Consider the following 23,472-nt stretch of genomic DNA (forward strand, 5'->3'; position numbering starts at 1 on the left):
GGCACTCCCTCAGCGGTCGTCGGGTCTCCAGACAAGCCGCCGACGGTTTCGCCATGGTGAGGATCGGATTCCGAGGGGATCAACACTTTCTCACCGACCCGGGGTTGACGGTGTGAGGTCGGGCTCTAGATTGAGGGTGTGCACGAGCCGCGAACCGCCGAGGATCTCATGCGCTCGCGCTTCGCCGCGTTCCGTGACGGCGATGCCGCGTGGTTGCTGCGGACGTGGCATCCGAGCACTCGTCCGGCCACGATGGACCTGTCGGATAATCCCCGCTGGCGGGGACTGCAGATCGTCGATGTGGTCGGTGGCGGCCCCGACGACCATGACGGCATCGTCGAGTTTCGCGCGACGTATCTCGCCGACGGTGGGGGCGTGGGCGTGCTGCAGGAGCGCTCGCGGTTCATGCGCGAGAACGGACGCTGGTTCTACGTCGACGGCGATGTGCGCTGATCGAAAGTGACAGGATGACGGTATGCCGGAGTCGCCGGAGGTGCAGGCGCTCGCCGAGTGGCTCGACGAGCAGGTGACGGGATGCCGCATCCGCGAGGTCGATCTCATCGAGTTCCGGGCCGTCAAGACGCGCACTCGCAGCCTCGCGACTCTCGTGGGGGAGCGGATCGAGGGTGTGCGTCGCGTGGGCAAGTATCTCGACGTGCGTCTGGAGCGTGAGCACCTGGTGGTCTCGCTCGGGCGGCATGGCTGGGTGCAGTGGGTTGCCCAGGGTGAGCCGGTCGTCGTCGATGCGCAGGCTCCGGCGCTGGCGAGCCTCACGGTGGACGCCGGCACGATCTTGTTCACGGACGCCGGCACCTGGGTCTCGCTCGGACTGTGGGTGGTCGATGAGCCGACGAATGTGTCCGGCGTCGCGAAGCTCGGCCCCGACCCGCTCGACCCTGGCTTCGCTCAGGAGGCGGTGGATGCCGCGGTCGCCGGTCGGCGCAAGCAGTTGAAGGCCATCCTCCAGGAACAGGAGTCGTTCGCCGGCATCGGCAACGCCTACTCGGATGAGATCCTCCACCGAGCACGCCTGTCGCCCGTCGTGCACGGCGACCGACTGTCGGCCCGGCAGCGGGCGGACCTGTTCACGGCGATGCGTGATGTGCTGCGGGATGCGGCGGCGGCGCGCCGCGGCATCCCGATCGACAAGCTCACGCAGGCGAAGACCGACGCGATGCGGGTGCACGGTCGCGGCGGCACGGCGTGCCCCGTCTGCGCCGGTATCGTCCGCGACTTCCGGTTCGGGGGCACGAGCGCGCAGTACTGTCCGACCTGCCAGACCGGCGGCGAACTGCTCGAGTGACGTGTGCGGTCAGCGCAACCGCCGCGCCGCCCACCCCGTCCACCCTTCGGCGTCGATGACGCAAAAGCGGTTGCCCTCGGGATCTTCCATGATCACGTAATCGGCGTCGACCGGACGGCGATCCCACGGCACCTCGCGTGCGCCGAGTTCGGCGAGACGGGCGACCTCGGCGCGTTGGTCTTCGGCATACAGATCGAGGTGGATACGCGGCGGGAGCACCCGCTCGGAGTGGTGGGCGTCGAGGGAGACGGCCGGTCCTTCGCCCTCACGCGGGCGGAGCAGGGCGAAGTCGTCATCGACCGGCTCGCGCACGACGTAATCGAGCGCGCGCGTCCAGAACCCTATCTGACCCTCGAGATCAGTGACCCGGATGACGACCGCGCCGATGACGAGCATGTTCCGACGCTAGACGCGCGCGCAGACGAGTTCAACGGGGCGAAGAATCGTGATACCTTGCAGCTCTATATACCTAAGACTGAGAGGTATGGAATGCGGATCGGCAAAGATCTCGTCGCGGCGTCCGCGACACCACTGGTTCTCGGCATCCTGGCCGACGGTGAATCGTACGGCTACGCGATCCTGCAGCGGATCGGTGAGCTCTCGGGCGGACAGCTCGACTTCAGCGACGGGATGCTGTACCCGCTGTTGCACCGGCTCGAGAGGCTGGGGCACATCGAATCGAACTGGGCGCAGTCGCCCACCGGGCGCGCGCGCAAGCTGTACCGGCTGACTCGCGAGGGAAGGTCAGCGCTTGTCGAACAGCGCAGGCAATGGAGCGTGGTCAGCGACGCGCTGCGCAACGTCTGGCAGAACGGGCCGTCGCCGGCACTGGGGGAGGCATGACGCACATGGACACCGACATCGAGACCCGCATCGGCCAATGGCGCGGGTATCTCTCGCGGCGCCCGGCGCTGCGTCCCGACGACGTCCGCGAGCTCGAGGCGCACTTGCGCGACCAGATCGACGGGCTTCAGTCTGGAGGACTCAGCGAAGACGAGGCGTTCCTCATCGCCGTGGGTCGCATCGGCAAGATCGACGAGGTGTCCCGCGAGTACGCGCGCGAGCACTCCGACCGGCTGTGGAAACAGCTCATCGGACCGGATGAGCAGGCCGCAACGGCGCAGCGGGGCGAGCGACGAAGTTTCGTGCTCGCGCTCGCGATGGCCGTGGGCGCGGGACTGGCCGTCAAACTGCCGTGGCTGCTCGGGCTGTGGGGCTACGACTCGGCGGACTTCATCCTGCGCAACGCACCCGCACTCGTGCTCGTCTTCCTTGCCGGCTATCTGCTGTTGCGGCGCAGGGCCTCGGTACGCACCTGGATCATCGTTGCCGTGCCGTTCGCCGTGACATTCACGGTGATGAACGTGTTCCCGTTCGCGCTGAACGGCACGACGCTGGTGTTGGCGGCGATCCACGTGATCGTGGGTCTATGGCTCACCACCGGCATCGCGTACATGAACGGCGCGTGGCGTTCGCACACCGCGCGCATGGACTTCCTCCGATTCACGGGGGAGTGGTTCGTCTACCTCGCGCTGATCGCGCTCGGCGGTGGTCTTCTTGCCGGTCTCACCCTGGGTGTCTTCTCAGCGGTCGGAACGAACCTGGACGTCTTTGTCAGCGAGTGGATGATCCCCTGCGGCGCCGCCGGCGCCGTCGTGATCGCGGCCTGGCTCGTGGAGATCAAGCAGAGCGTCATCGAGAACATCGCCCCCGTGCTCACCCGCGTTTTCACCCCGTTGTTCACGGCGCTTCTGCTCGCGCTGATCGTGTCCGCCGGCATCCATGGCAGCTTCATTGAGGAGGGGCGGGAACTTCTCATCATGTTCGACATCGTGCTGCTCGTCGTTGTCGCCCTGCTGCTGTACTCCATCTCGGCACGTGATCCGCAGCAGCGCGTGGGCTGGTTCGACCGGCTGCAGCTGCTGATGATCGTCGCAGCGCTCGTGGTCGACGTGCTCGTGCTGGTCGCCATCATGGGGCGGATCGGCGAGTTCGGTGCGAGTGCCAACAAGCTCGCGACGCTCGGAGTGAACCTCGTGCTGTTCGTGAACCTCGCCGGCGGCGCCTGGTGGCATCTGCGATTCATCATGCGTCGCTCGACGTTCGCCGCCGTCGAGCGCTGGCAGACCGGATATCTGCCGGTGTATGCCGCGTGGGCGGCTGTCGTCGTGCTCGTCTTCCCGCCCGTGTTCGGCTTCGCCTGACGGCGCGGCTCCGGCGTGCACCCGCGTGTCGGAGCCGTGCCCCGTGGACCGGATTACGATGGCTTCATGGCCACCGATAACCTGCCCACCCCGACCCTGCAGCCCGTGCCGACCGACGCGAAGCTGCTCACGGTGATCGACGAGACAGCCTCGTGCTGCGGCGCCGACGGCTGCTGCTCGATCGACTGAGTACCCGTCAGTGGCCGACCGGCGCGTCGGCCCCGCTCTCGTCGGGCTTGCGGATGAAGAAGCTGAGCACCACGGCCGCCAGCGAGATGCACGCCGCGATCAAGAACGCCAACCGCGCACCTGACGCGCCGGCGCTCGCGATGTCGAGTCCGACCGACGCTCCGGAATGCAGCAGCGACGCATAGGTGACGGTGAGCACCGCCACGCCGGCGGCCCCAGCCACCTGTTGCAGCGTGTTCAGCACGGCCGAGCCGTGCGAGTACAGATGGCGGTCGAGCGAGCCCAGTGACGCCGAGAACAGCGGCGTGAACGACGCGGCCAGCCCCACCGACATCACCGTCTGCACGACGATGAGTACCCACCACGGCGTGTGCGCGCCGACGGTGGCATAGAAGAACAGCGAGCCTGCCACGAGGATCGTGCCGGGCACCAGCAGCGTCTTCGGTCCGCGAGCGTCATAGATCCGGCCGATCAGCGGTGCCATGACGCCCATCAGAATGGACCCGGGCAGCAGCGTCAGCCCCGACTCGAACGCATCGAGGCCGACGACGTTCTGCAGATACTGCGGCAGCAGGGTCAAGGTCCCGAACATCGACAGGGCGAGCACCGACATCACGATCACCGACACGGTGAAGTTCGCTGACCGGAACACGCGCAGGTCGAGCAGGGCGTCGTCGGCACGTGCCAGCACGAGTTGGCGCCAGACGAACAGCCCCAGGGCCACAATGCTGACCACGAGCGCGACCACCCCGGCGGTCACCGCCCCGCTTGCTTCGCCGCCGAACTGGCTCAGGCCGAACACGATGCCACCGAAACCGAGCGCGGCAAGGGGGATCGACAGCACGTCGAGCCGAAGCCGGCGGGTCTCGTTCAGATCGGTCATCCACTTCGTGCCGATGGCCAGGGCGACAAGGGCGATCGGCAGCACGATGCCGAACAGCCATCGCCAGCTGAGGTGGTCGAGCACCGCACCGGCGGCGACCGGGCCGATCGCCGGCGCGAGCGAGATGACCATTCCGACACGGCCCATCATGCGGCCCCGTGACGCGGGCGGGACGACCTCCATGATCGTCGTCATCAGCAGCGGCAGCAGAACGCCGGTGCCGGCCGCCTGCACGACCCGTCCGGCCAGCAGCACGACAAAGCCCGGCGCGAGAAGGCAGATGAGCGTGCCCATCGAGAAGGCGATCATCGCCGCCATGAAGATCTGGCGTGTCGTGAACCGCTGCAGCAGGAAGCCGGTGGTGGGAATGACCACCGCCATCGTCAGCATGAACGCACTCGTCATCCACTGACCGAGCTCGGGGGGCAGCCCCAGGTCGGCGTTCAGATGCGGAATGGCGATGCCCATGGTCGTCTCGTTCAGAATGGCGACGAAGGCGGCCGCCAGCAGCAGCCAGATCACGCGCGACTGCTCGCGGGTGACGTCGGAAGGGGAAGCGACGGTGGTGCTCGCGTCGGTGACGGCCACGAGAGGGCTCCTCTGGTCTGCGGCGGAGAAAAGGAAGGGAAGCGGGCGCACGGCGCGGATCTCACCGGCCCGCCTGAGCGAACTCTCAGGATAACGGCGAGGTCCGACACGGCATTCCCGCGCGCGTGCCACCATGACGACATGACAGCTCCGGCATGGCATGCGCGCGTCGCGTTGCGCGGCGTGATAGCACTCATCATCGGTGCGGTGGTCGCACTGGCCACGCTGGGCGGCATCGGGATCGCCGCTGCGCTCCTGGCCGGGTGGGGCACCGCGGCCGCGGTCGCCGCAGGATGGATGCTCCTGGTCGTGTGGCCGATGGATGCCGCCCAGACCCGATCGCACGCCACCTCGGAAGACCCCGGCCGCCGAGTGAGCCGCCTGATTGCGCTGCTGGGCAGCGTGGCCAGCATCGCGGCGGTGGTGATAGTGCTCACCGAGACGCGTGCCGCGCAGGGCGGGCTCTCGTTCGTGCTGGCGGGGATAGCGCTGGTCAGCGTCGCCGCGTCGTGGCTGGTGATTCAGACGACGTATGTGCTGCGGCTGGCCGACGAGTACTACGCAGGCCCGGTCGGCGGCATCCAGTTCGCCGAAGACCCGGCCTACACCGACTTCGTGTATGTGTCCTTCGGTGTGGGACTGACCTATCAGGTGGCCGACACGAATCTCACCACCAACCGGATGCGGCGCATCGTGATCGGTCAGTCCCTGCTCGGGTACCTGTTCGGCGCGGTGATCCTGGGTACCGTGATAAATCTGCTCGCCGGCCTGTGAACGACATCCACCCCTGACTAGGCTGACCGCGTGAGCATGGCAGGCCGAGGCGGCGGTGGACCCCGCGGAGTGGACTTCGAGGCGCAGCGCAAGAAGAACGCCCAAGCCCCCGTCATCGCGCACCTCGGCCGGCGCATCGTCGCCATGTTCCGCCCCTACCTCGGGCGCATCATCATCACCGGACTGCTCGTGATCGCCGGTGCGTCGATAGCCGTCGTGCCGCCGCTGATCGTGCAGCGCGTCTTCGACGACGCGCTGTTCCCCTCCGCCGGAAGCGGCCCCGATCTGGGGCTGCTGTTACGTCTCGTGATCATCATGGTGGTGCTCTTCCTCGCCTCGGCGGGACTGGGGATCGCGCAGACGTGGCTCACCTCGACGGTGGGAAACAGCGTCACCGGCGACCTGCGGGTGCGTCTTTTCGAGCACCTGCAGGCTATGGAGCTGGGGTTTTTCACCCGCACCAAGACCGGCGTCATCCAATCGCGGCTGCAGAACGACGTCGGCGCCGTGTCGGGTGTGCTCACCAACACCGTCACGAGCATCATCGGCAACATCGTCACCGTCATCGCGTCGCTGGTCGCGATGATCCTCATCGACTGGCGGCTCACCATCATCGCCGTCATCCTGATGCCGATCCTCGCCCTCGTGCAGCGGCGGGTCGGACAGGTGCGCGCGCGCATCGCCGGGCAGACGCAGGAGTCGCTGTCAGAGCTGACCAGTATCACCCAAGAGACCCTCAGCGTCTCGGGCATCCTGCTGTCCAAGTCGTTCAACCGGCAGCGCACCGAGTCGGCGCGCTACCGCGACGAGAACCGCAACCAGATCCGCCTGCAAGTGCGCCGCGCGATGAGCGGGCAGGGGTTCTTCGCGCTCGTTCAGGTGCTCATCTCCAGCGTGCCCGCCGTGATCTACCTGGTGTCGGGCTGGCTCATCGCCGGCGGGACCGGGGCCATCACCGCCGGAACCATCGTCGCCTTCACCACCGTGCAGGCGCGGTTGCTGCAGCCGCTGATGGGACTCATGCGCGTCGCACTCGACCTGCAGACCTCGGGAGCCGTCTTCGCGCGCATCTTCGAGTACCTCGACCTGGTGCCGGCGATCGCCGACGCCCCCGGTGCCGTGCCCGTCCCGCCCGGCGGGGCAGGGCGTGTGGAGTTCCGCGATGTGGTCTTCCGGTACCCGGATGCCGCACCCGAGACGCGGCCGACCCTCGATGGGATCTCGTTCGTGGCCGAACCGGGCCAGCACATAGCATTCGTGGGCCCTTCCGGCGCCGGAAAGACGACCGTGCTGTATCTCACCCCCCGGCTGTACGAGGCATCCGGCGGCGAGGTGCTGTTCGCCGACGTCGATGTGCGCCGGCTGACGATGGAGTCGATCATCGACAATGTCGGGATAGTGTCGCAGGAGACGTACCTGTTCCACGCGACGATCCGCGAGAATCTGCGGTATGCGAAGCCCGAGGCGAGCGATGAAGAGATCGTCGATGCATGCCGGGCAGCCAACATCCACCACATCATCGAGGGGTTCGAAGACGGCTACGACACCGTCGTCGGCGAGCGGGGGTATCGGCTCTCGGGCGGCGAGAAGCAGCGCATCGCCATCGCACGCGTGCTGCTGAAGGACCCCCCGGTGCTGCTGCTGGACGAAGCCACCTCGGCGCTGGACACCGTCTCGGAGCGCATCGTGCAGGAGGCCCTGGAGGCCGCCGCCCGCGGCCGCACGACTCTGTCGATAGCGCACCGGCTGTCGACGGTCATCGGGGCCGACATGATCCACGTGGTCGATGCCGGCCGCATCGTCGAATCGGGCACGCACTCCGAGCTGATCGCTCAGAACGGGCTGTACGCCGAGCTTGCCGCCCAGCAGCTCGCGGCCAACAAGGTGCTGGAGACGGAGGACGAAGATCAGCGCACCGGCGCCGTCGATCATCCGCGCCGACGCGCTGACCGGGCACCCGACGACGAGGCCCCCGCGCCGACATCAGCGGGGCCCGACACGATTCCGCTGCGCGTCGCGGCTGGCCTGGTGGCCGACGCCGATGCCACACGGTGGCCGCCCGCGCTCGGCGACGTGCAGCCGCGCGCCTGAGCCGCGTACCCTCACCCGGTGACGGCGGCGACGGATGCCGCGACCGCGGCGGCCACGGCATCGAGATCTTGCCGCAGCCCATGCGGAAACGTGAAACGCACGGCCGTCTGTGCCGTTTCGCGGTCGATGCCCATCGCCGTCAGCACATGCGAGGGCTCGTCGGCGCCGGCCGCGCACGCCGAGCCCGATGAGGAGACCACTCCGCGCCGCTCGAGTTCGAGCAGCACCGCTTCTCCGCTGGTGCCCGCGAAGGTGAACGACGCCGTACCCGGCAGACGGTGCACACGGTCTCCGGTCAGGCGGGCGCGCGGCACCGCCGCCAAGACCCGGGCGATGAAGGCGTCACGCAGCGCGGCGACGGCGGCGGCATCCTCTTCCCGCTCCGCTTCGGCGAGCTCGAGGGCCGTGGCCAGTGCCACGGCACCGGCCACGTTCTCGGTGCCGCTGCGCCGGCCGCGCTCCTGCCCGCCCCCGTGCACGAGCGGCTCGAGCGGAATGCGACCGCGCACCGCGAGCGCCCCGGTGCCCTTCGGCGCGCCAAGCTTGTGCCCGGCGATCGAAAGGGCGTCGGCGCCGGTGCCGCCCAACGGCAGCCAGCCGGCGGCCTGCACGGCGTCAAGATGCAGCGGGATGCCGCGTTCGCGGCAGACGGCGGCGATGGCGGCGACGTCCTGCACGGTGCCCACCTCGTTGTTCGCGTAGCCGACCGAGACCAGGGCGGTGTCGTCGCGCAGGGCGTCGGCGATGGCCGACGGCGACACGCGACCGCCGCCGTCGACGGGCACGAGCGTGATCTCGAAGCCGTGCACGCGCGCGAGGAAGTCGGCCGACTGCAACACGGCCTCATGTTCGATCGGCAGCGTCACGAGGTGTCGTGCGCCGCGTGCGAGGTGCGCGGCCACAGCGATGCCCTTGACCGCGAGATTGTCGGCCTCGGTGCCACCGGAGGTGAACACGACATCGCCGGCGCGCACGCCCAGAATGTGGGCGACGCGGGCCCGGGCGTCGTCGAGAGCCCGGGCCGAAGCCTCACCCACGGTGTGATGGCTCGACGGGTTGCCGAATGTGCGCGTGAGGAATGGGGTCATCGCCTCGAGCACCTCGCGGCGCACGGGGGTGGTGGCGGCGTTGTCGAGGTAGAGCATCATCCCTGAATGCGCAGGTCCAGCCCGAGATCGAGCGCCCGGGCGCCGTGCGTGAGGGCGCCCACCGAGATGACATCGACGCCCGTCTCGGCGATGGCCCGCACCGTGTCGAGGCTCACACCGCCCGACGCCTCGACGATCGCGCGGCCGGCGACCTGTTCCACGCCGATGCGCAGCTGGTCGAGTGAGAAGTTGTCGAGCATGATCGTGCCGATCCCGGCGGCCAGCACCGGCTCGATCTGGTCGAGCCGGTCGACCTCGACCTCGATGTGCGTCGTGTGCGGCAGCCGGGCCTTGGCCTGCCGCAGCGCCTCGGTGACGCTGAGGCCCTGTGCGGTGAGCACGCCGAGGTGGTTGTCCTTGGCCATCACGGCGTCCGAGAGCGAGTGGCGATGATTGCGGCCACCGCCGCAGACGACCGCGTGCTTCTCGAACGCGCGCAGTCCGGGAGTGGTCTTGCGGGTGTCGACGATGCGGGCAGCAGTGTGCGCGACCTCGGCGACGTAGCGCGCAGTGAGGGTGGCCACCCCGCTCATCCGCTGCACGAAGTTGAGTCCCACCCGCTCGGCGGTCAGCACCGCGCGGGCAGGGCCGGTGACGGTGGCCAGCACATCGCCGGGCGCGAAGCTCTGGCCATCGGCGCGGCTCAGCTCCACGCGCACGCTCGGATCGGTGAGCCGGAACGCGGCGGCGAACACCTCGCCGCCGGCGAGCACACCGGGCTCGCGGGCGATCAGATCGGCGCGCGCGGTGGCGGAGTCGGGGAGCAGCGCGGCACTGGTCGCATCGCCCCACGGGGCGTCTTCGTCGAGGGCCGCCGATACGGCGCGGTCGATGAGGGTCGGGGTGAGCATCAGCGGGCCTCCGTGAGCACGCGTTCAGAACGCAGCCTGTTCGCGTCGAAAAGGGGTGATTCGGTCGGGTTTGAGGCTTCGGCGTTGCGAATAGACGGAGTTCTGAACGCGTCGTCGTCGAGCCGGAAGTGCGCACCGAGCGATGCGGTGCGCGCCGATGCGGCCGCGACGACGGCCTGCGCGAGCTGCAGCAGGTTCTCGTCTTCGCGTGCGGCCACCGTGTGCGGGGTGCGGGGCTGGGTCTGCCACGCGTCGAGCACCCCCGCGGCGCGTGCCAGGCCCGCGGCATCCCGTACCAATCCCGCCTGTGTCCACATCAGCTGCTGCAGCGCCTCACGCGAGAAGGTCGGCGCGTCGATCGGCGCGGCGACCGCGCGAATCGCCGGCGCCCACATGGTCACCGGCCAGGTTCCGGATGCCGCATCCCGGGCGACGACGTCGCCGGCACGGGCGCCGAAAACGGCGCCTTCGAGCAGCGAGTTCGAGGCCAGCCGGTTCGCTCCGTGCACGCCGGTGCATGCGCACTCGCCCACGGCGTAGAGCCCGGGCACGCTCGTGCGGCCCTCGAGATCGGTGCGCACCCCGCCCATCAGGTAGTGCGCGGCCGGGGTGACCGGGATCGGCTCGTGTGCCCAATCGAGGCCGCGCTCGCGCACGGCCGCATCGATCGAGGGAAAGCGCCGGGCGAGGAACCCGGCCACGCCGTGCGCGCGCACGGCGGTGGCGTCCAGGCGCACCGGGCGTCCGCCCTGCTCGCGCATGCGGCGGGCCACCGCGCGGGCGACGACGTCGCGGGGGGCCAGTTCGCCGTCGGGGTGGGTGTCGAACACGAACCGCCGTCCATGCTCGTCGATCAGGGTCGCGCCCTCGCCGCGGACCGCCTCAGACACGAGGAACGCACCGCCGGCGGCCAGCACGGTGGGGTGGAACTGCACGAACTCGAGATCGCCGATCGCGGCGCCCGCGCGCAGCGCCGCCGCGATGCCGTCGCCGGTGGCGGTGGCCGGATTCGTGGTGTGCGCATAGAGCTGCCCGGCGCCGCCGGTGGCCAGGATGACGGCATCGGCGGTCACGACGTGGTGGCCACCGGTCAACAGCAGGTCGACACCGGTCACCCGCCGAGCCGTGTTCTGGCCGCTCCCGCCGTCTGCGAGGTCATCGACGACCACGTCGACCAGGAACGCGTGCTCGATGACGCGCGCCGTGCTTGCCCGCAAGCGCGCTATCAGAGCCTGTTCGATGGCTCGGCCGGTGGCATCGCCGCCCGCATGCAGAATGCGGGGATAGGAGTGGGCGGCCTCCAGACCCTTCAGGTACGTGCCGTCGGGCGCGCGGTCGAACGCGACGCCCGCGGCCACGAGCTCGTCGATGCGGGCCGGCGCCGCGGCGACCAATGCCCGCACCGCGGCGAGGTCGTTCGCTCCCGCGCCCGCGGTGAGGGTGTCGCGCACGTGGGCGCCGAAGTCGTCGTCGGCGAACGTCACGGCGGCGATCCCGCCCTGTGCCTGGGTCGTGTTCGCGTCGGCCAGGGCGGCCTTGGTCGCCAGTGTCACCTCGCAGCCCGCGGCGACCGCGTGCAGCGCGGCAGTGATGCCGGCGATGCCGCTGCCGATGACGACGACGTGCGTCACGAGGCCTGCTCCCAGGCGGCGGCCGGCGCGGCCGGCGGCTTGGCAGCCAGCATCCGCTCCAGCGCCACCCGGGCGTGGGTGGCGACGTCTTCGGGCACCGTGATGCGGTTGCGCACCTCGCCGTCCAGGAGCCCTTCGAGCACCCATGCGATGTACCCGGGGTGGATGCGGTACATGGTCGAGCACGGGCACACCACCGGGTCGAGGCAGAAGATGGTGTGCTGCGGGTGTTCGGCCGCCAGCCGCTGCACCAGGTTTATCTCGGTGCCGATGGCGAACACGGTTGGCTCGGTGGCGGCCTCGATCGCCTTGCGGATGTAGTCGGTCGAGCCCGCCTCGTCGGCGGCATCCACCACCGGAGCCGGGCACTCGGGGTGCACGATCACCCGCACGCCCGGATAGTCGACGCGTGCCTTCTCGATCTGATCGACCGTGAACCGCCGGTGCACCGAGCAGAAGCCGTGCCACAGGATCACGCGGGCATCGCGCAGTTCGTCAGGGGATGCCCCGCCCAGCGGGCGGCGCGGATTCCACATCGGCATCTGCGCGGCATCCACACCCATCGCCTTCGCGGTGTTGCGGCCGAGGTGCTGGTCGGGAAAGAACAGCACCCGGCGACCACGCGCGAACGCCCACTCGAGAACCGTGCGGGCGTTCGACGACGTGCACACGATGCCCGCGTGTCGGCCGACGAAACCCTTGATCGCCGCCGAGGAATTCATGTAGGTCACCGGGATGACCGGCAGCAGCCCCTCGGCGTCGGGCGTGTCGAGGTCGCCGTAGAGCTCGGTCAGCTGCTCCCAGCACTCCTCGACATCGTCGATCGAGGCCATGTCGGCCATCGAACAGCCGGCGGCCAGATTGGGCAGGATCACGGCCTGGTCGGGCCCGGAGAGCATGTCGGCGGTCTCGGCCATGAAGTGCACGCCGCAGAACACGATGGCCTCGGCCTCAGGGTGGGCCTTGGCGGCGCCGGCGAGCTGGAAGGAGTCGCCCAGGTAGTCGGCGTGGACCACGACCTCTTCGCGCTGGTAGAAGTGCCCCAGAATGACGACGCGATCGCCGAGGGCCTTCTTGGCCGCGCGCACTCGGGCGTCGAGCTCGGCGGGGCTCGCGTCGCGGTACTCCTGCGGCAGTCCACCCTGCAGCGGCGCCCCGGTCGGGATCACATCGCCCATCGATGCTCCGGGTCCGTATCCGGGGACCGGATCGAAGTCCCACGGGGCGGCGACCAGGTCCATCGTGCAGGCTTCCTGGTCGCTGGCGCCTGCGGCGATCTGTGCCAGCACGTGGTCGACCGACGGGTCGGGCGCGGTCAGCTGCAGGGGTGTGGTGTTCATCGCTCCTCGTTCCGGTTGGTCGAATCTGGTGTCGAGATGGGGCCGCGGGCGGCGAGCTCGACGGCGCCGTCGTAGCGGTACAGGCGGGCAGGGCGGTGGCTTCCGGTGCGGAAGCGGTCGGTGGGGATCAGGGTGCCGGTCGCTTCCACCTGGCGCCGGAAGTTCGCCGGATCGAGCTTGCGAGACAGGATCGACTCGTACACCTCGCGCAGATCAGCGAGCGTGAACTCATCAGGCAGCAGTCCGTGCGCAATCCGGGAGTAGCCGACCTTGTTGCGCAGCCGCCACAGCGCGTAGTCGACGATCGCGTTGTGGTCGAACGCGAGCTCGGGAAGGCTGTCGGCATCGAACCACTGCACATTCTCGGGTGCGGTGCCGGCCGCCGCGTGCGCGGCGCGCTGCTGATCGACCAGGTCGTGGCGCAGCAGCGCCCAGTAGATGATCGAGACGACGCGCGAGGGGGAGCGATCGACGTCACCGAACGCGTAGAGCTGTTCGAGATAGTTCGGGGCCAGACCCGTCGTCTCGGCGAGCGTGCGCGCCGCGGCGGCATCCAGCCCCTCGTCGGGGTCGAGCCAGCCGCCCGGCAGTGCCCATCGCCCCTCGAAGGGATCGCGTGTGCGCCGCACCAGGGGAAGTGACAGGGCGGCCCCGCCCGCAGCGGGGCGCAGCGTGAAGATCACCGTGGAGACGGCGACGCGGATGTCGGGGGATGTTCTGGTCATAGTGACTGTAACCTCGACTCCGATCTTATAGTCACGGCGACCAGAACAGGAAATCGAGCGTCGTCTTTCCGACCTGCGTCATAGATCGGCACCGGGCGCGTCTCTTCTCGTGAGGCCGTTCTGGGGGCGGCCTCGCATCAGAGGATGGCGCGACTGGGGAGTCGCGCCGGGACCGGGTGGCGGGCTGACGATGCGAGGGGTGGATGCCGCGGCATCCACCCCTCGCCGTTTCGCCGGGCGCCCAGTAGTGTGAATCGGGTGCGGGACCCCGAGATGCTCAAGGTCTCTGTCATCGTGCCCACCTATCGGTCCACCGCACACCTTGACGAGCTCGTGGCGAGCCTGGATCGCCAGTCGATGCCGCAGGACGACTTCGAGGTGCTGCTGATCGATGACGGCTCACCCGACGACACGTATGCACGCCTCGCGCAGTTCGCGAAGACGCGGCCGAACTATCGCGTGTTCCGCCTACCGCCCTCGGGGTGGCCATCGCGCCCGCGCAACCACGGGATCGACCAGGCGCGCGGCCAATACACCGTGTTCATCGACCACGACGACCGCCTCTTTCCCGATGCGCTGCAGGCGGCCCATGCGCTGGCCACGCGTGCCGGCGCCGACGTACTCGACGGCAAGGAGTCAAAGAGCGACACGCCCTGCTGGGCGATGCGTGACATCGCGACCGACGTCGAGAACGCCATCGACTGGATCGAACCGCATCCCTTGCTGCCGATGAATCCGCACAAGATGTTCCGCACCGCTTTCCTGCACGAACAGGGCATTCGGTTTCCCGAAGGCGGCAGGCAGATCTGGGAGGACATCGGCTTCGACATCGCCGCGCATGCGCGCGCCGAGGTCGTCTCGCTGATGGTGGAGACACCGTTCTACTACTGGAACCGTCCCGAGCACGCGACCACCAGCGGCACGTTCCACGACTCGCTCGACGAATACTTGGACGCTATCGCGCGGGTGTTCGCCTGGATCGATGACGAGCTCACCCAGCCGCGCTTCGCCGAGCTGCTGCCCCGTTTTCGGGCTTATCAGCTGCGGATGCGCCTGCTGCCGTTGTTCCGGTGGGACAAGCGCACCGACGCGCAGCGCGCGCGCATCCGCGATTTCGCCGCCGCGCTTCTTGACCGCGTGCCGGCCGACACCGACCAGTACCTCGACCCGTGGCGCCGCATCGGCGTCGCACTGCTGCGCGCGGGGCGGTTCGATCTCATCGGACAGCACATGCCCACCTGGCCGCCGCTGGAGTGTGCGCCCCGCGCACGTGAACCGCGATGGAGGGAGCAGGGGCTGACCGTCGAGGTCGACCTCGACTGGCGATACGAGCGGTTCGTCGTGTGGCGTGGCGGGCGGGCGATGCTCGATCTCGATCCCGAGGTGGCGCGCTTCGCGACCGAGTACGCGCTCGATATCGATGTCACCGACGACCTGGGCGCGGCGGAGTACGCGGTGGACCGCCGCTCGCGCGGCGAGAAGGTCGACTGGATGCTCGGTCACGGTGTCGGGGCCGAACCCCGACCCGGCAGCGACGGGGGACCGGTGCATGCTGCCGCACGACTGCCGCTGATGTGGGATGCCGCCGACGACGGCACCGCACACGAGGGTGTGTGGGATCTCTATGTGCGCACCGCCGTGATGCGCACGCGCATCGTGCGGCGCGTGCGCACCGCATGGCAGGGGCGCAGCTGGGCGATCGTCGACGGTCGACCCGTGGCGGTGTACAGCGCACGAGATGGCGGCCTGAGCGTCGACGTCGGACAGACGCTGTTCACCGTCGTCGACGACCCGCTGGCGGCGGCATCCCTGACCGGCAATGAGCTGGTCATCACGCTGCCGCACGTGGCTGTGCTGTCCGAGGCAGACGTGGCAGGTGAGCTGGTGTCGAGCCGGGGCGAACGTCTTGCGTGCCGACTGGTGTCTGCCGGGGGGAGTGCCAGCGTACGAGCGATGCGACCGCGACCGGGGCGCTACGCCGTGGAGTTCGGTTCTGTGCGGTCTCGCCTGCGCATCCACCTCACGCGCGCGGGTCGCGTGCGCGTCATCCACACGCCGCAGCGCACGCCTCGTGAGGTGGTCGCCGCACTCCGTCGCCGGCTGGCAGCGCGGCTGCGGCGGCGGTGAGGGTCAACCCAGATCGCGGGTGGCCAGCAGCGGCCACTCATCTTCGGTTCCCACCATCGACTGCGCGTCGGCAGCAGGCGTCAGGGCATCGACCGAGCCGTTCTGCCAGACGATGACAAGTCCGGTGCCGGCGGCGTCTGCGAACCAGTGCCCGCGTGCGGCTGGTTTCGAGGGCGCGCCCGTTCCGGTCGGCTTGCGTGCTGTCCAGGCGGCGGCGCCGGTCTTCGTGAGATGCAGGTAGAGCGTCTTCGTGCCGAGCAGGGCGAGCTTCCACCAGCCGGCCAGGGCGGTCAACGCGGCAGAGGGCGCCGGGTCGTCGTCGCTGAAGTGCAGGATGCTCACGAACGGGTGTTCCTCGCCCTGCGTGCGGATCTGCCACGTGCCTTCGCTCGGGCCGAGGTCGGGGTGGTCCATGGTCGAATGGCACGTCATCCGGGCCTCCCCGGTGCTCGTGTCGACCGTGACCAGCATCCCCGCATGCCCGTTCCGGCCGCCGGCGGCGAAGGTCAGCACGTCGGCGGGCTTGATGATGTGCGCGAGCGCGGCGAACACGCGGCCGGCCGCCTCGGCCGCGCACATATCGGTGAGGCGTTTGACGTCGTTCGCGGGCCGCGCCGACAGAATCTGGTAGATCTGCTGTGCGCTGCGGGTGGGCCAGACCTCGCCGCTGTGGGCGGGGCCGAGATAGCTCACCCCGCCGTCGACGAGGCAGTGCGAGACGTACGCGGTGCAGTCGTTGAGACCCTCGGGGGTGCCCGGCACTCCGCGCGGGCCGAACCAGTCCTGCGAGAGCATCCGTTCGTCGGCCGGGATGTCCCTCTCGTGGAAATGCACCCCGACGTGCGCGGGAGCGACGAAGAACAGGCCGTCGGCCTCACCCGTGATGCCCGTCGACAGGTCGGTGACCTGCTTGCGCAGGAAAACGGCCTCCCAGTCGCTTCCGATCGCCTTGCGTGCCAGAGCCTGCTGCTTGCGGGCAGCGACATCGATGGCGAAGCTCTTGGCCCAGACAACGCCGTCGGCGGTGGGTCGGAACCAGTGCTGTTTCGCTGACGCGAGGGCGGCATCGCGGTCCATGGCAACACCTCAGGGTGCGGGTGCGGCGAATGCGGTGCCGTCCCAGATCCAGTCGAGTTTGGCCGCGAACGGTGAGTCGGCGACGTCGGCGGCCGTGTGCATCAGCAACAGCTCGTCACGCAGTCTTGTCGCGCCCGGCACCAGCCCCGAGATAGCGGTCACCGCGGCCCAGGCGAGGTCGGAGGCCCGGGCCGGGAGCGCATCGACGGTCAGGCTGCGCCATCCGCCCGCCGACAGGGCCGGCACCAGGGGCACCAACTTGGCGATGCCGAGGGGCATCGTCATGGCGGTACTGGTCGCGGCGTCGCGCACCACTGCCTCGTACTCCACATCGGGTAGCGAGGCGGTGGCGGCAGCGGCCGGGTCAGGACGCGCCATCACCGCAAAGGCACCCGGCAGGCCACCGACCGGCCGCGCCAGCAGCAGACTGTCGGTGGTCGGGTCGGCCAGCGCCGCAGTGGGCAAGAGGCGCAGCCGGCGACCCACCGCGTCGAGTTCGTCGGTCGCCAACGACGGCGGAACCGGTGCCGGTGGTGACCAGAGCGGCAGCACGGCGCCGTAGACGTGCACGGCGTCGCGCGCGGCGACGAGCCCGGCAATGAGGTCGGCGCGCACCAGCACGTTCGACGGCGCGGTCGCGGCGGCATCGCCGACCGGTCGATCATTGGCCAGGGGCGACATCGCCAACGGCGGCAGGGCTTGCTCCAGCGATCGCGCTGAGGCACTGGCCACACCCAGGGCGCCCGAGAGCACGTCGAGCATCGTCTGGCGTTGTCCCAGCGTGTCCAGCAGATTGAGGTAGCCGGCCGCCTCGGTGACGTTGCGCACCGCCGGCATGCGGGTCGGGATGATGTCGCCGTCCAGGGCAAGGCGGCGCAGCAGCAGAGCCTGCGCCTGCGCCGCCCCGGGACCCGCGGATGACTGGATCACAGAGACGAGTGCGTCCAGCGCCCGGTCCTCAGCGGTGTCGACGGATGTGTCGGCCATGATGTCCTCCCTCACGCCTCAGGCGTCCACGGTGAAACTCGACTTGGCCGATGGGGCGCTCGTGCCCTTCGGGCCGGTGACGGCGACCTCGACGGCCTGGCCGGCGGTCAGGCCCGCCGGAATGGTCCCCTCGATGCGGGTGGCACTCACGACGGTGAAGGCGGCCAGCGCCTTGCCGCCCACCGTGGCCCCGGTGGCTCCGGTGAACCCGGTGCCGGTGATGGCGAGCTTGGCGCCCGATGTGCCGTGCGTGGGCGAGAGCTCGGTGACCGTGGGTGCATCGGCACCGCCGCTGCCGCCATCCTTCTTGTCGTCGGTCTTCTTGTCGTCATCCTTCTTGCCGGCCGCCGCCTTCGCGGCGATGACATTCGGAATCGAATCCATGGCCTTGGTAGCCATGGTGGTGGCATTGGACAGCGCGTCCTTGCGCGCCGACTCCGCGGTCGACAGCGTCGACTTCACCAGATCGGCCAGCGCCGATGACCCCGTGAGCGAGGCGATGTCGAACCCCTTGGCGGCGGCGCCCGCTTGGATGAGGTCGGCCAGCAGGCTCACATCCTGGGCGGGGCCTGCGGTGCTGAAGTTCTGGATCATCGGCGCGACGCCGGTGAGGGTCGACGGAGCCGTGGCATCGGCGGTGAGGGATGCCGTGGGCACGGTCACCGTGTCGATCTGGGGTGCCTCGTCCATGGGCGAGTCCTGCCAGTTCCAGAAGCGGGTCAGATCGATCTTCTCGGCCGATGGGCAATGACCCAGCACCGCCTCACCGAGCACCCCACGCGTAGGCAGTGCGATCGTCGACACCGGCGGTGAGAACGCGCTCGAGTGGTACTTCGAGAGGGCATCCTGCACCGAGGCGGTCGTGAACGGCACGCCATCCACCGGCTTGCGCGTGGCGACCAGCTCGGCCGGGATCATGAAAGGCAGCACCATCGAGTTGCCGTAGAAGCCGAGCAGCTGATTGGCCACGCAGGCGAGCAGTGGTATGTCCTGCGTGTCGTCGCCCACCCCGTTCTGCACCCCGATCGTGTACCCCTCCAGCAGCATGACGCGCTCCTCGGCGGTCAACGACATCCACACCGCCTTCGAGTACGTGGCCGTGTTGGCCACGACATGCTGCAGGGTCTTCTCGATCTCGAGCACGGCCGAGTACCGCAGTTCGGGTGGCAGCTGCGTGGCGGCGAACGGCTGGGGCGCGAGGGTGAATTCGGCCCCGGCCAGCAGCTCGTCGAAGTAGGTCTTGCCGGCCGGGGCGGGCGAATTCAAAGTCGTCGAGGCATCCACCAGCGCAGCCCGCACACGATTGAGCCGTGGGCCGCCCACCTCGCGCTCAAGGCGATCGGGGTCGAACCACACGTCGTGCGCCGGTACTCCGCCGGAGAGCAGTTCGGTCAGGGCTGTGGCGGTGAAGCCGCCCTGGGCGAGGCGCGCGAACTCGGTCGTCGCCGTCGAGGGGAAGTGATGGTGGATGCCGCGGAACTGCCGACTCAGCTCGACACCGACGACGTCGGTGCGCGGCAGCCAGTCGGGCAGGACGATGCTGCGCGAGATCACGTGCTGTGTCCCGCCGGTGCGCATGCCGGCCAGATAGGCGGTGAGTTCGGCTTCCGAGGCCAGGCTCGATGCGGGGTCGCCCGGCTCGGGCAGGCCGGGCAGTCCGGTGGTGGGCATCGGGTACGGTCCGACCCGGCGTCCTCCGGCGGCCAGCAGGGTCACCCGCACATCGTCATACGGCAGGAAGGTGCCTTCGGCCTGCACTGTCACGACATCGGCGGCGGAGTCGGTGGGCGCTTCGACGGTGGCGCGTGGGTCGCCGGCGAAGTCTTCGAGAAGGGCGAGGCCTTTGCGGTACGGCCGCTCGATCACCCGCCGCAGCACGCTCGCAGCCTCGAGCAGCTCCCCATACCTGTGCAGCAGGTCGGTGCGGCTCAGCGTGGCGTCGGGCAGGGTGTCGGGCTCTCCGACGGGCAAGAAACGCACCGGGTCCAGTGGCACGAAGCACACGAGTGAGACGCCCTCGACCGTCGAGCGCACGTCGAACACACGCAGCACCTCCCAGTACTGCATCGTGAGAGCCCGGGTGCGGTTGTGATTGGCGATCACCTTGGTGACCACTTCGCTGCGCTCGGATGCCGCCGCCAGCCGCATTCCCATGCGCTGCAGGCTGCGCTGCGCGTTGGCGGCGCGCTCGACGGACGCGTGCGAGGACTGTGCCGCCGTGGAGGTGTAGCCGCTCACACCCTGCATCCAGTTGTTGGTGCTGCCAGAGGCATCCGAACTTCCGCCGCCGCCCGCGGCACCGCCCCCGATCGCGATGGGGCCGAGTGCGAAGCCGATGCCGCCTGCCGCACCCCACGACGATGAGTGCGCCTCGGTGCTGAAACTGCTGCCGCCGGAGGCGGACTGCGACATGCCGGACTCGAAGGTCGCCCGGGCTGAGGCATCCTGCCCCTGACGGAATGTCTCGGCTTCCTGCACGTCGAGGCGTTCGGTTTCGGTCACCGATGTCGTCGAGCGCTGGTCGACGATGGCGATGCGCTGCTGCTCGCCGGGTGCCAGCGGCAGCGAATAGACGAGGTCGCCCAGCATCAGGCCCTTCGGCGTCCAGCTCTGTGCGAGATGAACGATGTAGCCGAGCCCGAGAGTGCCGGCCACCGGCACGTTCGTGGTGCCGGTGCCGATGCCCCGTGGCGAGATGCCGGCCAGCCCGTCACGGAACGCGTCGATGCTCACCGGCTGGTCGACCGGCACCCGCTCGACGTGGCGGTAGTCCAGGCCCTGCAATCCGACGGCCGCGAAATTCGCTATCGACACCTTGCGTCCGTGCAGATCGGCGGCGATCGACCCCATGCTCGGGCGCGGTTCGACCAGACGCACCAAGACGCCGTAGGGGAATCGATCCACCGAGAAGTCGCTGCGGAACAGCTGGGTGCACGTGTCGGCACCCAGCGTGAGCTGCACGGCGGTGCCCGAGGTGTCGGGGGCGGGTTGATCGGGTAGGTTCGCGTCGAGCCCGGCCACGATGGTGCCCAGCTGGCTGATCACCGAGACCGGCAGCGCGTCCACCGGGCGTTCGAGGGTCACCGTCCCCACCGAGCCGGTGGTGGTCAGCGAGGCGACGGCGATGTCGACGTCGACGGTGGCGGTGGCTCCCGCCACGCGCAGCACTATCGTCTTCAGCGCCTCGGCCGATCGCACCGAGGCGGGCACCGCGATGGCGAACACCCCGTCGGTGCCGGTGATGGCTGTGCCCGCACCCGGCCCGCTCGGGAACGGGCGGGCTATCGAGACCTGCACCCGGGTGGCCGGCACGCCTTCGGGCTGCATGACGATGCCGGTGAGCTGGCCCGGCACTCGACCTGAGGCGAGCGTACCGATGTCGAACGCGGGATCGGCGATTATCTTGGTCAGACTGTCGGAGAAGTGCGTGGCCGCGAGCAGACGGTCGTGCAGAACGTCTTCGGCCAGCGTGGGGTGTGCCTTGATGAGCGATGCCGCCGAGGGATCGAGCGGGTCGAGCCGAGGCAGTGCTCCGCGGGCGAACTCCGCAACGCCCGAGCCGATGTCGACCACCGCGCGACGTGTCCCGACTCTTGTCGCTTCTTCGCGAACAGCCATGGTGTCCTCCCCACCGGATGGTTGCGTTCAGTGAGGAAGAGCACGCTCGCGCGCGCGGTGATACCGGCGACGATGAGGATCGTCACATGCAGGTGACCCCGGTATGCTGGGTGCGCAACTGAACACCATTCAGGCCGCATGACGCGCGCGGGAGAGTCCGGTTCTCCGGACACCGAAGGAGCAAGCCTCCCCGCCAATCTCTCAGGTCCGCATACCGCGAGCGTCCGGCCACTCTGAAAAGCGATTTTCGAGCTTCGCTCGAGATCCGCCGACGGTGAAAGCTGCAGCATCCCGCTGCGGTGAAACTCTCAGGCCCATGACAGAGGGGGAGTCCGACCGGCGCTTATGGCGTCGCCGACTCGAAAGCACCCATGTCCACACCATTGCGCGAGACCCCGTTGCACGACCGGCACGAAGCGCTCGGCGCCTCGTTCACCGACTTCGGCGGATGGTCCATGCCAGTCCGCTATACCTCCGACCTCGGCGAGCACCGTGCCGTGCGCGAAGCCGCGGGCCTGTTCGACATCTCACACATGGCCGAGTTCTGGGTGCATGACGGCCGCGCAGCGGACTTTCTCGACGATGTGCTGGCCGGGCGCATCAGTGCGATGGCGATCGGCAAGGCCAAGTACTCGCTGGTGCTCGCCGACGACGGCGGCATCATCGATGACGTCATCGTTTATCGCACCGGCGAGCAGTACTTTCTCGTGGTGGCCAATGCCGGCAATCGGGGTGCCGTCGCGGCGGCGTTTGCGCGCGGGCTTGAGGCCTGGGCACACGCGTTCCGTGACGGCGCGGAACCGGGGGATTTCGCGCCCGTGGCCGGTGGCGACGCGCCCCGCATCGAAGACGTCACCGATGAGCTCGCACTCATCGCCGTGCAGGGGCCCGCTGCCGAGCGGATCCTTCGCGAGACCGCCGGTGTCGACATTCCCGACCTGGATGAGCTGGGCTACTATGCCTGGCGGCAGGGCGAGTTCGACGGCGCATGGATGTTCGTCGCCCGCACCGGCTATACCGGCGAAGACGGCTTCGAGTTGCTGATCGGCAACGCACAGGCCGGCGCGCTCTGGGACGGGTTGCTGAGTGCAGGTGCTCCGCTCGGCCTGATCCCTGCGGGCCTGGCCGCCCGCGACACTCTGCGGCTGGAGGCGGGGATGCCGCTGTACGGCCATGAGCTGGGCCGAGAGATCGCGCCGGCCCAAGCAGGGCTCGGGCGGGTCGCCGTGATGGCCAAGCACGACTTCGTCGGCAAGGCGGGGCTCGAGGCTCGCGATCTGACCGATGCGCCGGTGCTCGTGGGTCTTGTCGCCGACGGCCGCCGGGCCGGCCGTGCCGGCTATGCCGTGCTCGGCCCCGACCACGCCCCGATCGGCGAGATCACCAGCGGTGCACTTTCGCCCACCCTGGGGCATCCCATCGCCATGGCCTTCGTGCCGCCCGCCTTCGCGGCATCCGGCACCGACCTTTTCATCGACGTGCGCGGCACCGCCGTGCCGGCCACCGTGACCGAACTGCCTTTCTACCGGAGGACGAAATGACCGACCTTAACAGCCTCAGCTACACGGCCGAGCACGAATGGATCGACCGCGACGGCGATGTCGCCACCGTGGGCATCACCGACTACGCCGCCGACAAGCTCGGCGACGTCGTCTTCGTCGACTTGCCTGACGTGGGCAGCACCGTGACTGCCGGCGACGTCTGTGGCGAGATCGAGTCGACCAAGTCGGTGGGCGAGCTGTACGCGCCCGTTTCCGGCGAGGTCGTCGAGGTCAACGCGGCGCTCGACGACGACCCGTCGACGATAAATTCCGACGCGTTCGGCGCCGGCTGGCTGCTGAAGATCCGCGGCACCGAGACCGTCGAGCTGCTCGACCGGGCCGCCTATGAGCAACTCACCGGCGGCGCCGCGTGACCGGATTCTCCTCGCGCCACA

General features: G+C 69.2%; 20 protein-coding genes and 2 riboswitches. Of the genes, 10 read left to right on the forward strand and 10 right to left on the reverse strand.

Features of this window, described 5'->3' with window-relative positions:
* Positions 1–138: 138 nt before the first annotated feature.
* Both ET475_RS13930 and ET475_RS13935 read left to right on the forward strand, forming a co-directional pair.
* Entirely contained in the window at positions 139–453 is a 315-nt protein-coding gene (locus ET475_RS13930; RefSeq protein WP_242497646.1) for a YchJ family protein, read from the forward strand.
* Between the two features lie 22 nt (positions 454–475).
* A complete protein-coding gene (locus ET475_RS13935) occupies positions 476–1,303 on the forward strand; it encodes a DNA-formamidopyrimidine glycosylase family protein (protein WP_129391496.1) in 828 nt (275 codons plus the stop codon).
* 9 nt (positions 1,304–1,312) lie between these two features.
* Here the strand turns inward: ET475_RS13935 and ET475_RS13940 are convergent, their stop codons facing one another.
* Positions 1,313–1,699, reverse strand: coding sequence for a VOC family protein (locus ET475_RS13940; protein WP_129391499.1), 387 nt, complete (start codon positions 1,697–1,699; stop codon positions 1,313–1,315).
* A 93-nt stretch (positions 1,700–1,792) separates the two neighbouring features.
* Between ET475_RS13940 and ET475_RS13945 the strand changes: the two genes are divergently transcribed.
* The 3 genes from ET475_RS13945 (at position 1,793) to ET475_RS18290 (ending at position 3,696) form a co-directional block, all read left to right on the forward strand.
* Complete coding sequence (locus tag ET475_RS13945) at positions 1,793–2,146, forward strand: PadR family transcriptional regulator (protein WP_129391502.1); 354 nt, start codon at positions 1,793–1,795, stop codon at positions 2,144–2,146.
* A gap of 5 nt (positions 2,147–2,151) precedes the next feature.
* The gene (locus ET475_RS13950) at positions 2,152–3,507 is read left to right on the forward strand and encodes a permease prefix domain 1-containing protein (RefSeq protein ID WP_207205357.1); all 1,356 of its coding nucleotides are present in this window, start codon (positions 2,152–2,154) and stop codon (positions 3,505–3,507) included.
* A gap of 66 nt (positions 3,508–3,573) precedes the next feature.
* Complete coding sequence (locus tag ET475_RS18290) at positions 3,574–3,696, forward strand: hypothetical protein (protein WP_277985759.1); 123 nt, start codon at positions 3,574–3,576, stop codon at positions 3,694–3,696.
* A 7-nt stretch (positions 3,697–3,703) separates the two neighbouring features.
* Here the strand turns inward: ET475_RS18290 and ET475_RS13955 are convergent, their stop codons facing one another.
* On the reverse strand, positions 3,704–5,167 hold the full coding sequence (locus ET475_RS13955; RefSeq protein WP_242497647.1) for an MDR family MFS transporter: 1,464 nt from the start codon (positions 5,165–5,167) through the stop codon (positions 3,704–3,706).
* A gap of 141 nt (positions 5,168–5,308) precedes the next feature.
* Here ET475_RS13955 and ET475_RS13960 point away from each other — a divergent pair, with 141 nt between their 5' ends.
* Complete coding sequence (locus tag ET475_RS13960; protein WP_129391511.1) at positions 5,309–5,941, forward strand: DUF1345 domain-containing protein; 633 nt, start codon at positions 5,309–5,311, stop codon at positions 5,939–5,941.
* Positions 5,942–5,977: 36 nt separating this feature from the next.
* Positions 5,978–8,032 carry an ABC transporter ATP-binding protein gene (locus tag ET475_RS13965; RefSeq protein WP_129393990.1) on the forward strand — a complete coding sequence of 685 codons (2,055 nt, stop codon included), beginning with the start codon at positions 5,978–5,980 and terminating at the stop codon, positions 8,030–8,032.
* Positions 8,033–8,043: 11 nt separating this feature from the next.
* On the opposite strand, the gene ET475_RS13970 is transcribed toward ET475_RS13965, so the two are convergent.
* From ET475_RS13970 to ET475_RS13990, 5 genes are read right to left on the reverse strand one after another with little or no spacing between them, the layout of a single operon-like run.
* The gene (locus ET475_RS13970; protein ID WP_129393992.1) at positions 8,044–9,177 is read right to left on the reverse strand and encodes a cysteine desulfurase family protein; all 1,134 of its coding nucleotides are present in this window, start codon (positions 9,175–9,177) and stop codon (positions 8,044–8,046) included.
* Positions 9,177–10,031, reverse strand: a complete 855-nt coding sequence (gene nadC / locus ET475_RS13975; RefSeq protein WP_129391514.1) for a carboxylating nicotinate-nucleotide diphosphorylase — start codon at positions 10,029–10,031, stop codon at positions 9,177–9,179. Before nadC ends, ET475_RS13970 begins: the two co-directional genes overlap by 1 nt.
* Positions 10,031–11,662: an L-aspartate oxidase gene (gene nadB / locus ET475_RS13980; RefSeq protein WP_129391517.1), complete on the reverse strand. Its 1,632-nt coding sequence runs from the start codon at positions 11,660–11,662 to the stop codon at positions 10,031–10,033. The genes nadC and nadB overlap by 1 nt, the downstream gene beginning before the upstream one ends.
* A complete protein-coding gene (nadA, locus tag ET475_RS13985) occupies positions 11,659–13,002 on the reverse strand; it encodes a quinolinate synthase NadA (RefSeq protein ID WP_129391520.1) in 1,344 nt (447 codons plus the stop codon). Before nadA ends, nadB begins: the two co-directional genes overlap by 4 nt.
* Positions 12,999–13,727: an NUDIX hydrolase gene (locus ET475_RS13990; protein ID WP_129391523.1), complete on the reverse strand. Its 729-nt coding sequence runs from the start codon at positions 13,725–13,727 to the stop codon at positions 12,999–13,001. The genes nadA and ET475_RS13990 overlap by 4 nt, the downstream gene beginning before the upstream one ends.
* Before the next feature lie 258 nt (positions 13,728–13,985).
* Between ET475_RS13990 and ET475_RS13995 the strand changes: the two genes are divergently transcribed.
* Complete coding sequence (locus tag ET475_RS13995; RefSeq protein WP_165310942.1) at positions 13,986–15,854, forward strand: glycosyltransferase family 2 protein; 1,869 nt, start codon at positions 13,986–13,988, stop codon at positions 15,852–15,854.
* Positions 15,855–15,857: 3 nt separating this feature from the next.
* On the opposite strand, the gene ET475_RS14000 is transcribed toward ET475_RS13995, so the two are convergent.
* From ET475_RS14000 to ET475_RS14010, 3 genes are read right to left on the reverse strand one after another with little or no spacing between them, the layout of a single operon-like run.
* The gene (locus ET475_RS14000; RefSeq protein WP_129391529.1) at positions 15,858–16,931 is read right to left on the reverse strand and encodes a hypothetical protein; all 1,074 of its coding nucleotides are present in this window, start codon (positions 16,929–16,931) and stop codon (positions 15,858–15,860) included.
* A 9-nt stretch (positions 16,932–16,940) separates the two neighbouring features.
* Complete coding sequence (locus ET475_RS14005; protein WP_129391533.1) at positions 16,941–17,918, reverse strand: serine/threonine-protein kinase; 978 nt, start codon at positions 17,916–17,918, stop codon at positions 16,941–16,943.
* A gap of 18 nt (positions 17,919–17,936) precedes the next feature.
* Positions 17,937–21,536, reverse strand: a complete 3,600-nt coding sequence (locus ET475_RS14010) for an IPT/TIG domain-containing protein (protein WP_129391536.1) — start codon at positions 21,534–21,536, stop codon at positions 17,937–17,939.
* Between the two features lie 138 nt (positions 21,537–21,674).
* Positions 21,675–21,763: riboswitch (glycine riboswitch) on the forward strand.
* A 1-nt stretch (position 21,764) separates the two neighbouring features.
* Positions 21,765–21,866: riboswitch (glycine riboswitch) on the forward strand.
* 41 nt (positions 21,867–21,907) lie between these two features.
* Here ET475_RS14010 and ET475_RS14015 point away from each other — a divergent pair.
* Positions 21,908–23,077, forward strand: coding sequence for a glycine cleavage system aminomethyltransferase GcvT (locus ET475_RS14015; protein ID WP_129391539.1), 1,170 nt, complete (start codon positions 21,908–21,910; stop codon positions 23,075–23,077).
* A complete protein-coding gene (gene gcvH / locus ET475_RS14020; RefSeq protein ID WP_129391542.1) occupies positions 23,074–23,451 on the forward strand; it encodes a glycine cleavage system protein GcvH in 378 nt (125 codons plus the stop codon). The genes ET475_RS14015 and gcvH overlap by 4 nt, the downstream gene beginning before the upstream one ends.
* Positions 23,452–23,472: the final 21 nt, after the last annotated feature.

The sequence above is a fragment of the Microbacterium protaetiae genome, assembly GCF_004135285.1.
Lineage (GTDB): Bacteria > Actinomycetota > Actinomycetes > Actinomycetales > Microbacteriaceae > Microbacterium > Microbacterium protaetiae.

What these genes read in the sequence shown, in the direction of transcription:
- ET475_RS13945 (WP_129391502.1), top strand. Translation starts at nt 1,793, where the DNA reads ATGCGGATCGGCAAAGATCTCGTCGCGGCGTCCGCGACACCACTGGTT.
- ET475_RS13990 (WP_129391523.1), bottom strand. Translation starts at nt 13,727, where the DNA reads ATGACCAGAACATCCCCCGACATCCGCGTCGCCGTCTCCACGGTGATC.
- ET475_RS18290 (WP_277985759.1), top strand. Translation starts at nt 3,574, where the DNA reads ATGGCCACCGATAACCTGCCCACCCCGACCCTGCAGCCCGTGCCGACC.
- gcvH (WP_129391542.1), top strand. Translation starts at nt 23,074, where the DNA reads ATGACCGACCTTAACAGCCTCAGCTACACGGCCGAGCACGAATGGATC.
- ET475_RS14010 (WP_129391536.1), bottom strand. Translation starts at nt 21,536, where the DNA reads ATGGCTGTTCGCGAAGAAGCGACAAGAGTCGGGACACGTCGCGCGGTG.
- nadC (WP_129391514.1), bottom strand. Translation starts at nt 10,031, where the DNA reads ATGCTCACCCCGACCCTCATCGACCGCGCCGTATCGGCGGCCCTCGAC.
- ET475_RS13960 (WP_129391511.1), top strand. Translation starts at nt 5,309, where the DNA reads ATGACAGCTCCGGCATGGCATGCGCGCGTCGCGTTGCGCGGCGTGATA.
- ET475_RS14005 (WP_129391533.1), bottom strand. Translation starts at nt 17,918, where the DNA reads ATGGCCGACACATCCGTCGACACCGCTGAGGACCGGGCGCTGGACGCA.
- ET475_RS13940 (WP_129391499.1), bottom strand. Translation starts at nt 1,699, where the DNA reads ATGCTCGTCATCGGCGCGGTCGTCATCCGGGTCACTGATCTCGAGGGT.
- ET475_RS14000 (WP_129391529.1), bottom strand. Translation starts at nt 16,931, where the DNA reads ATGGACCGCGATGCCGCCCTCGCGTCAGCGAAACAGCACTGGTTCCGA.
- ET475_RS13965 (WP_129393990.1), top strand. Translation starts at nt 5,978, where the DNA reads ATGGCAGGCCGAGGCGGCGGTGGACCCCGCGGAGTGGACTTCGAGGCG.
- ET475_RS13970 (WP_129393992.1), bottom strand. Translation starts at nt 9,177, where the DNA reads ATGCTCTACCTCGACAACGCCGCCACCACCCCCGTGCGCCGCGAGGTG.
- ET475_RS13950 (WP_207205357.1), top strand. Translation starts at nt 2,152, where the DNA reads ATGGACACCGACATCGAGACCCGCATCGGCCAATGGCGCGGGTATCTC.
- ET475_RS13935 (WP_129391496.1), top strand. Translation starts at nt 476, where the DNA reads ATGCCGGAGTCGCCGGAGGTGCAGGCGCTCGCCGAGTGGCTCGACGAG.
- nadA (WP_129391520.1), bottom strand. Translation starts at nt 13,002, where the DNA reads ATGAACACCACACCCCTGCAGCTGACCGCGCCCGACCCGTCGGTCGAC.
- ET475_RS14015 (WP_129391539.1), top strand. Translation starts at nt 21,908, where the DNA reads ATGTCCACACCATTGCGCGAGACCCCGTTGCACGACCGGCACGAAGCG.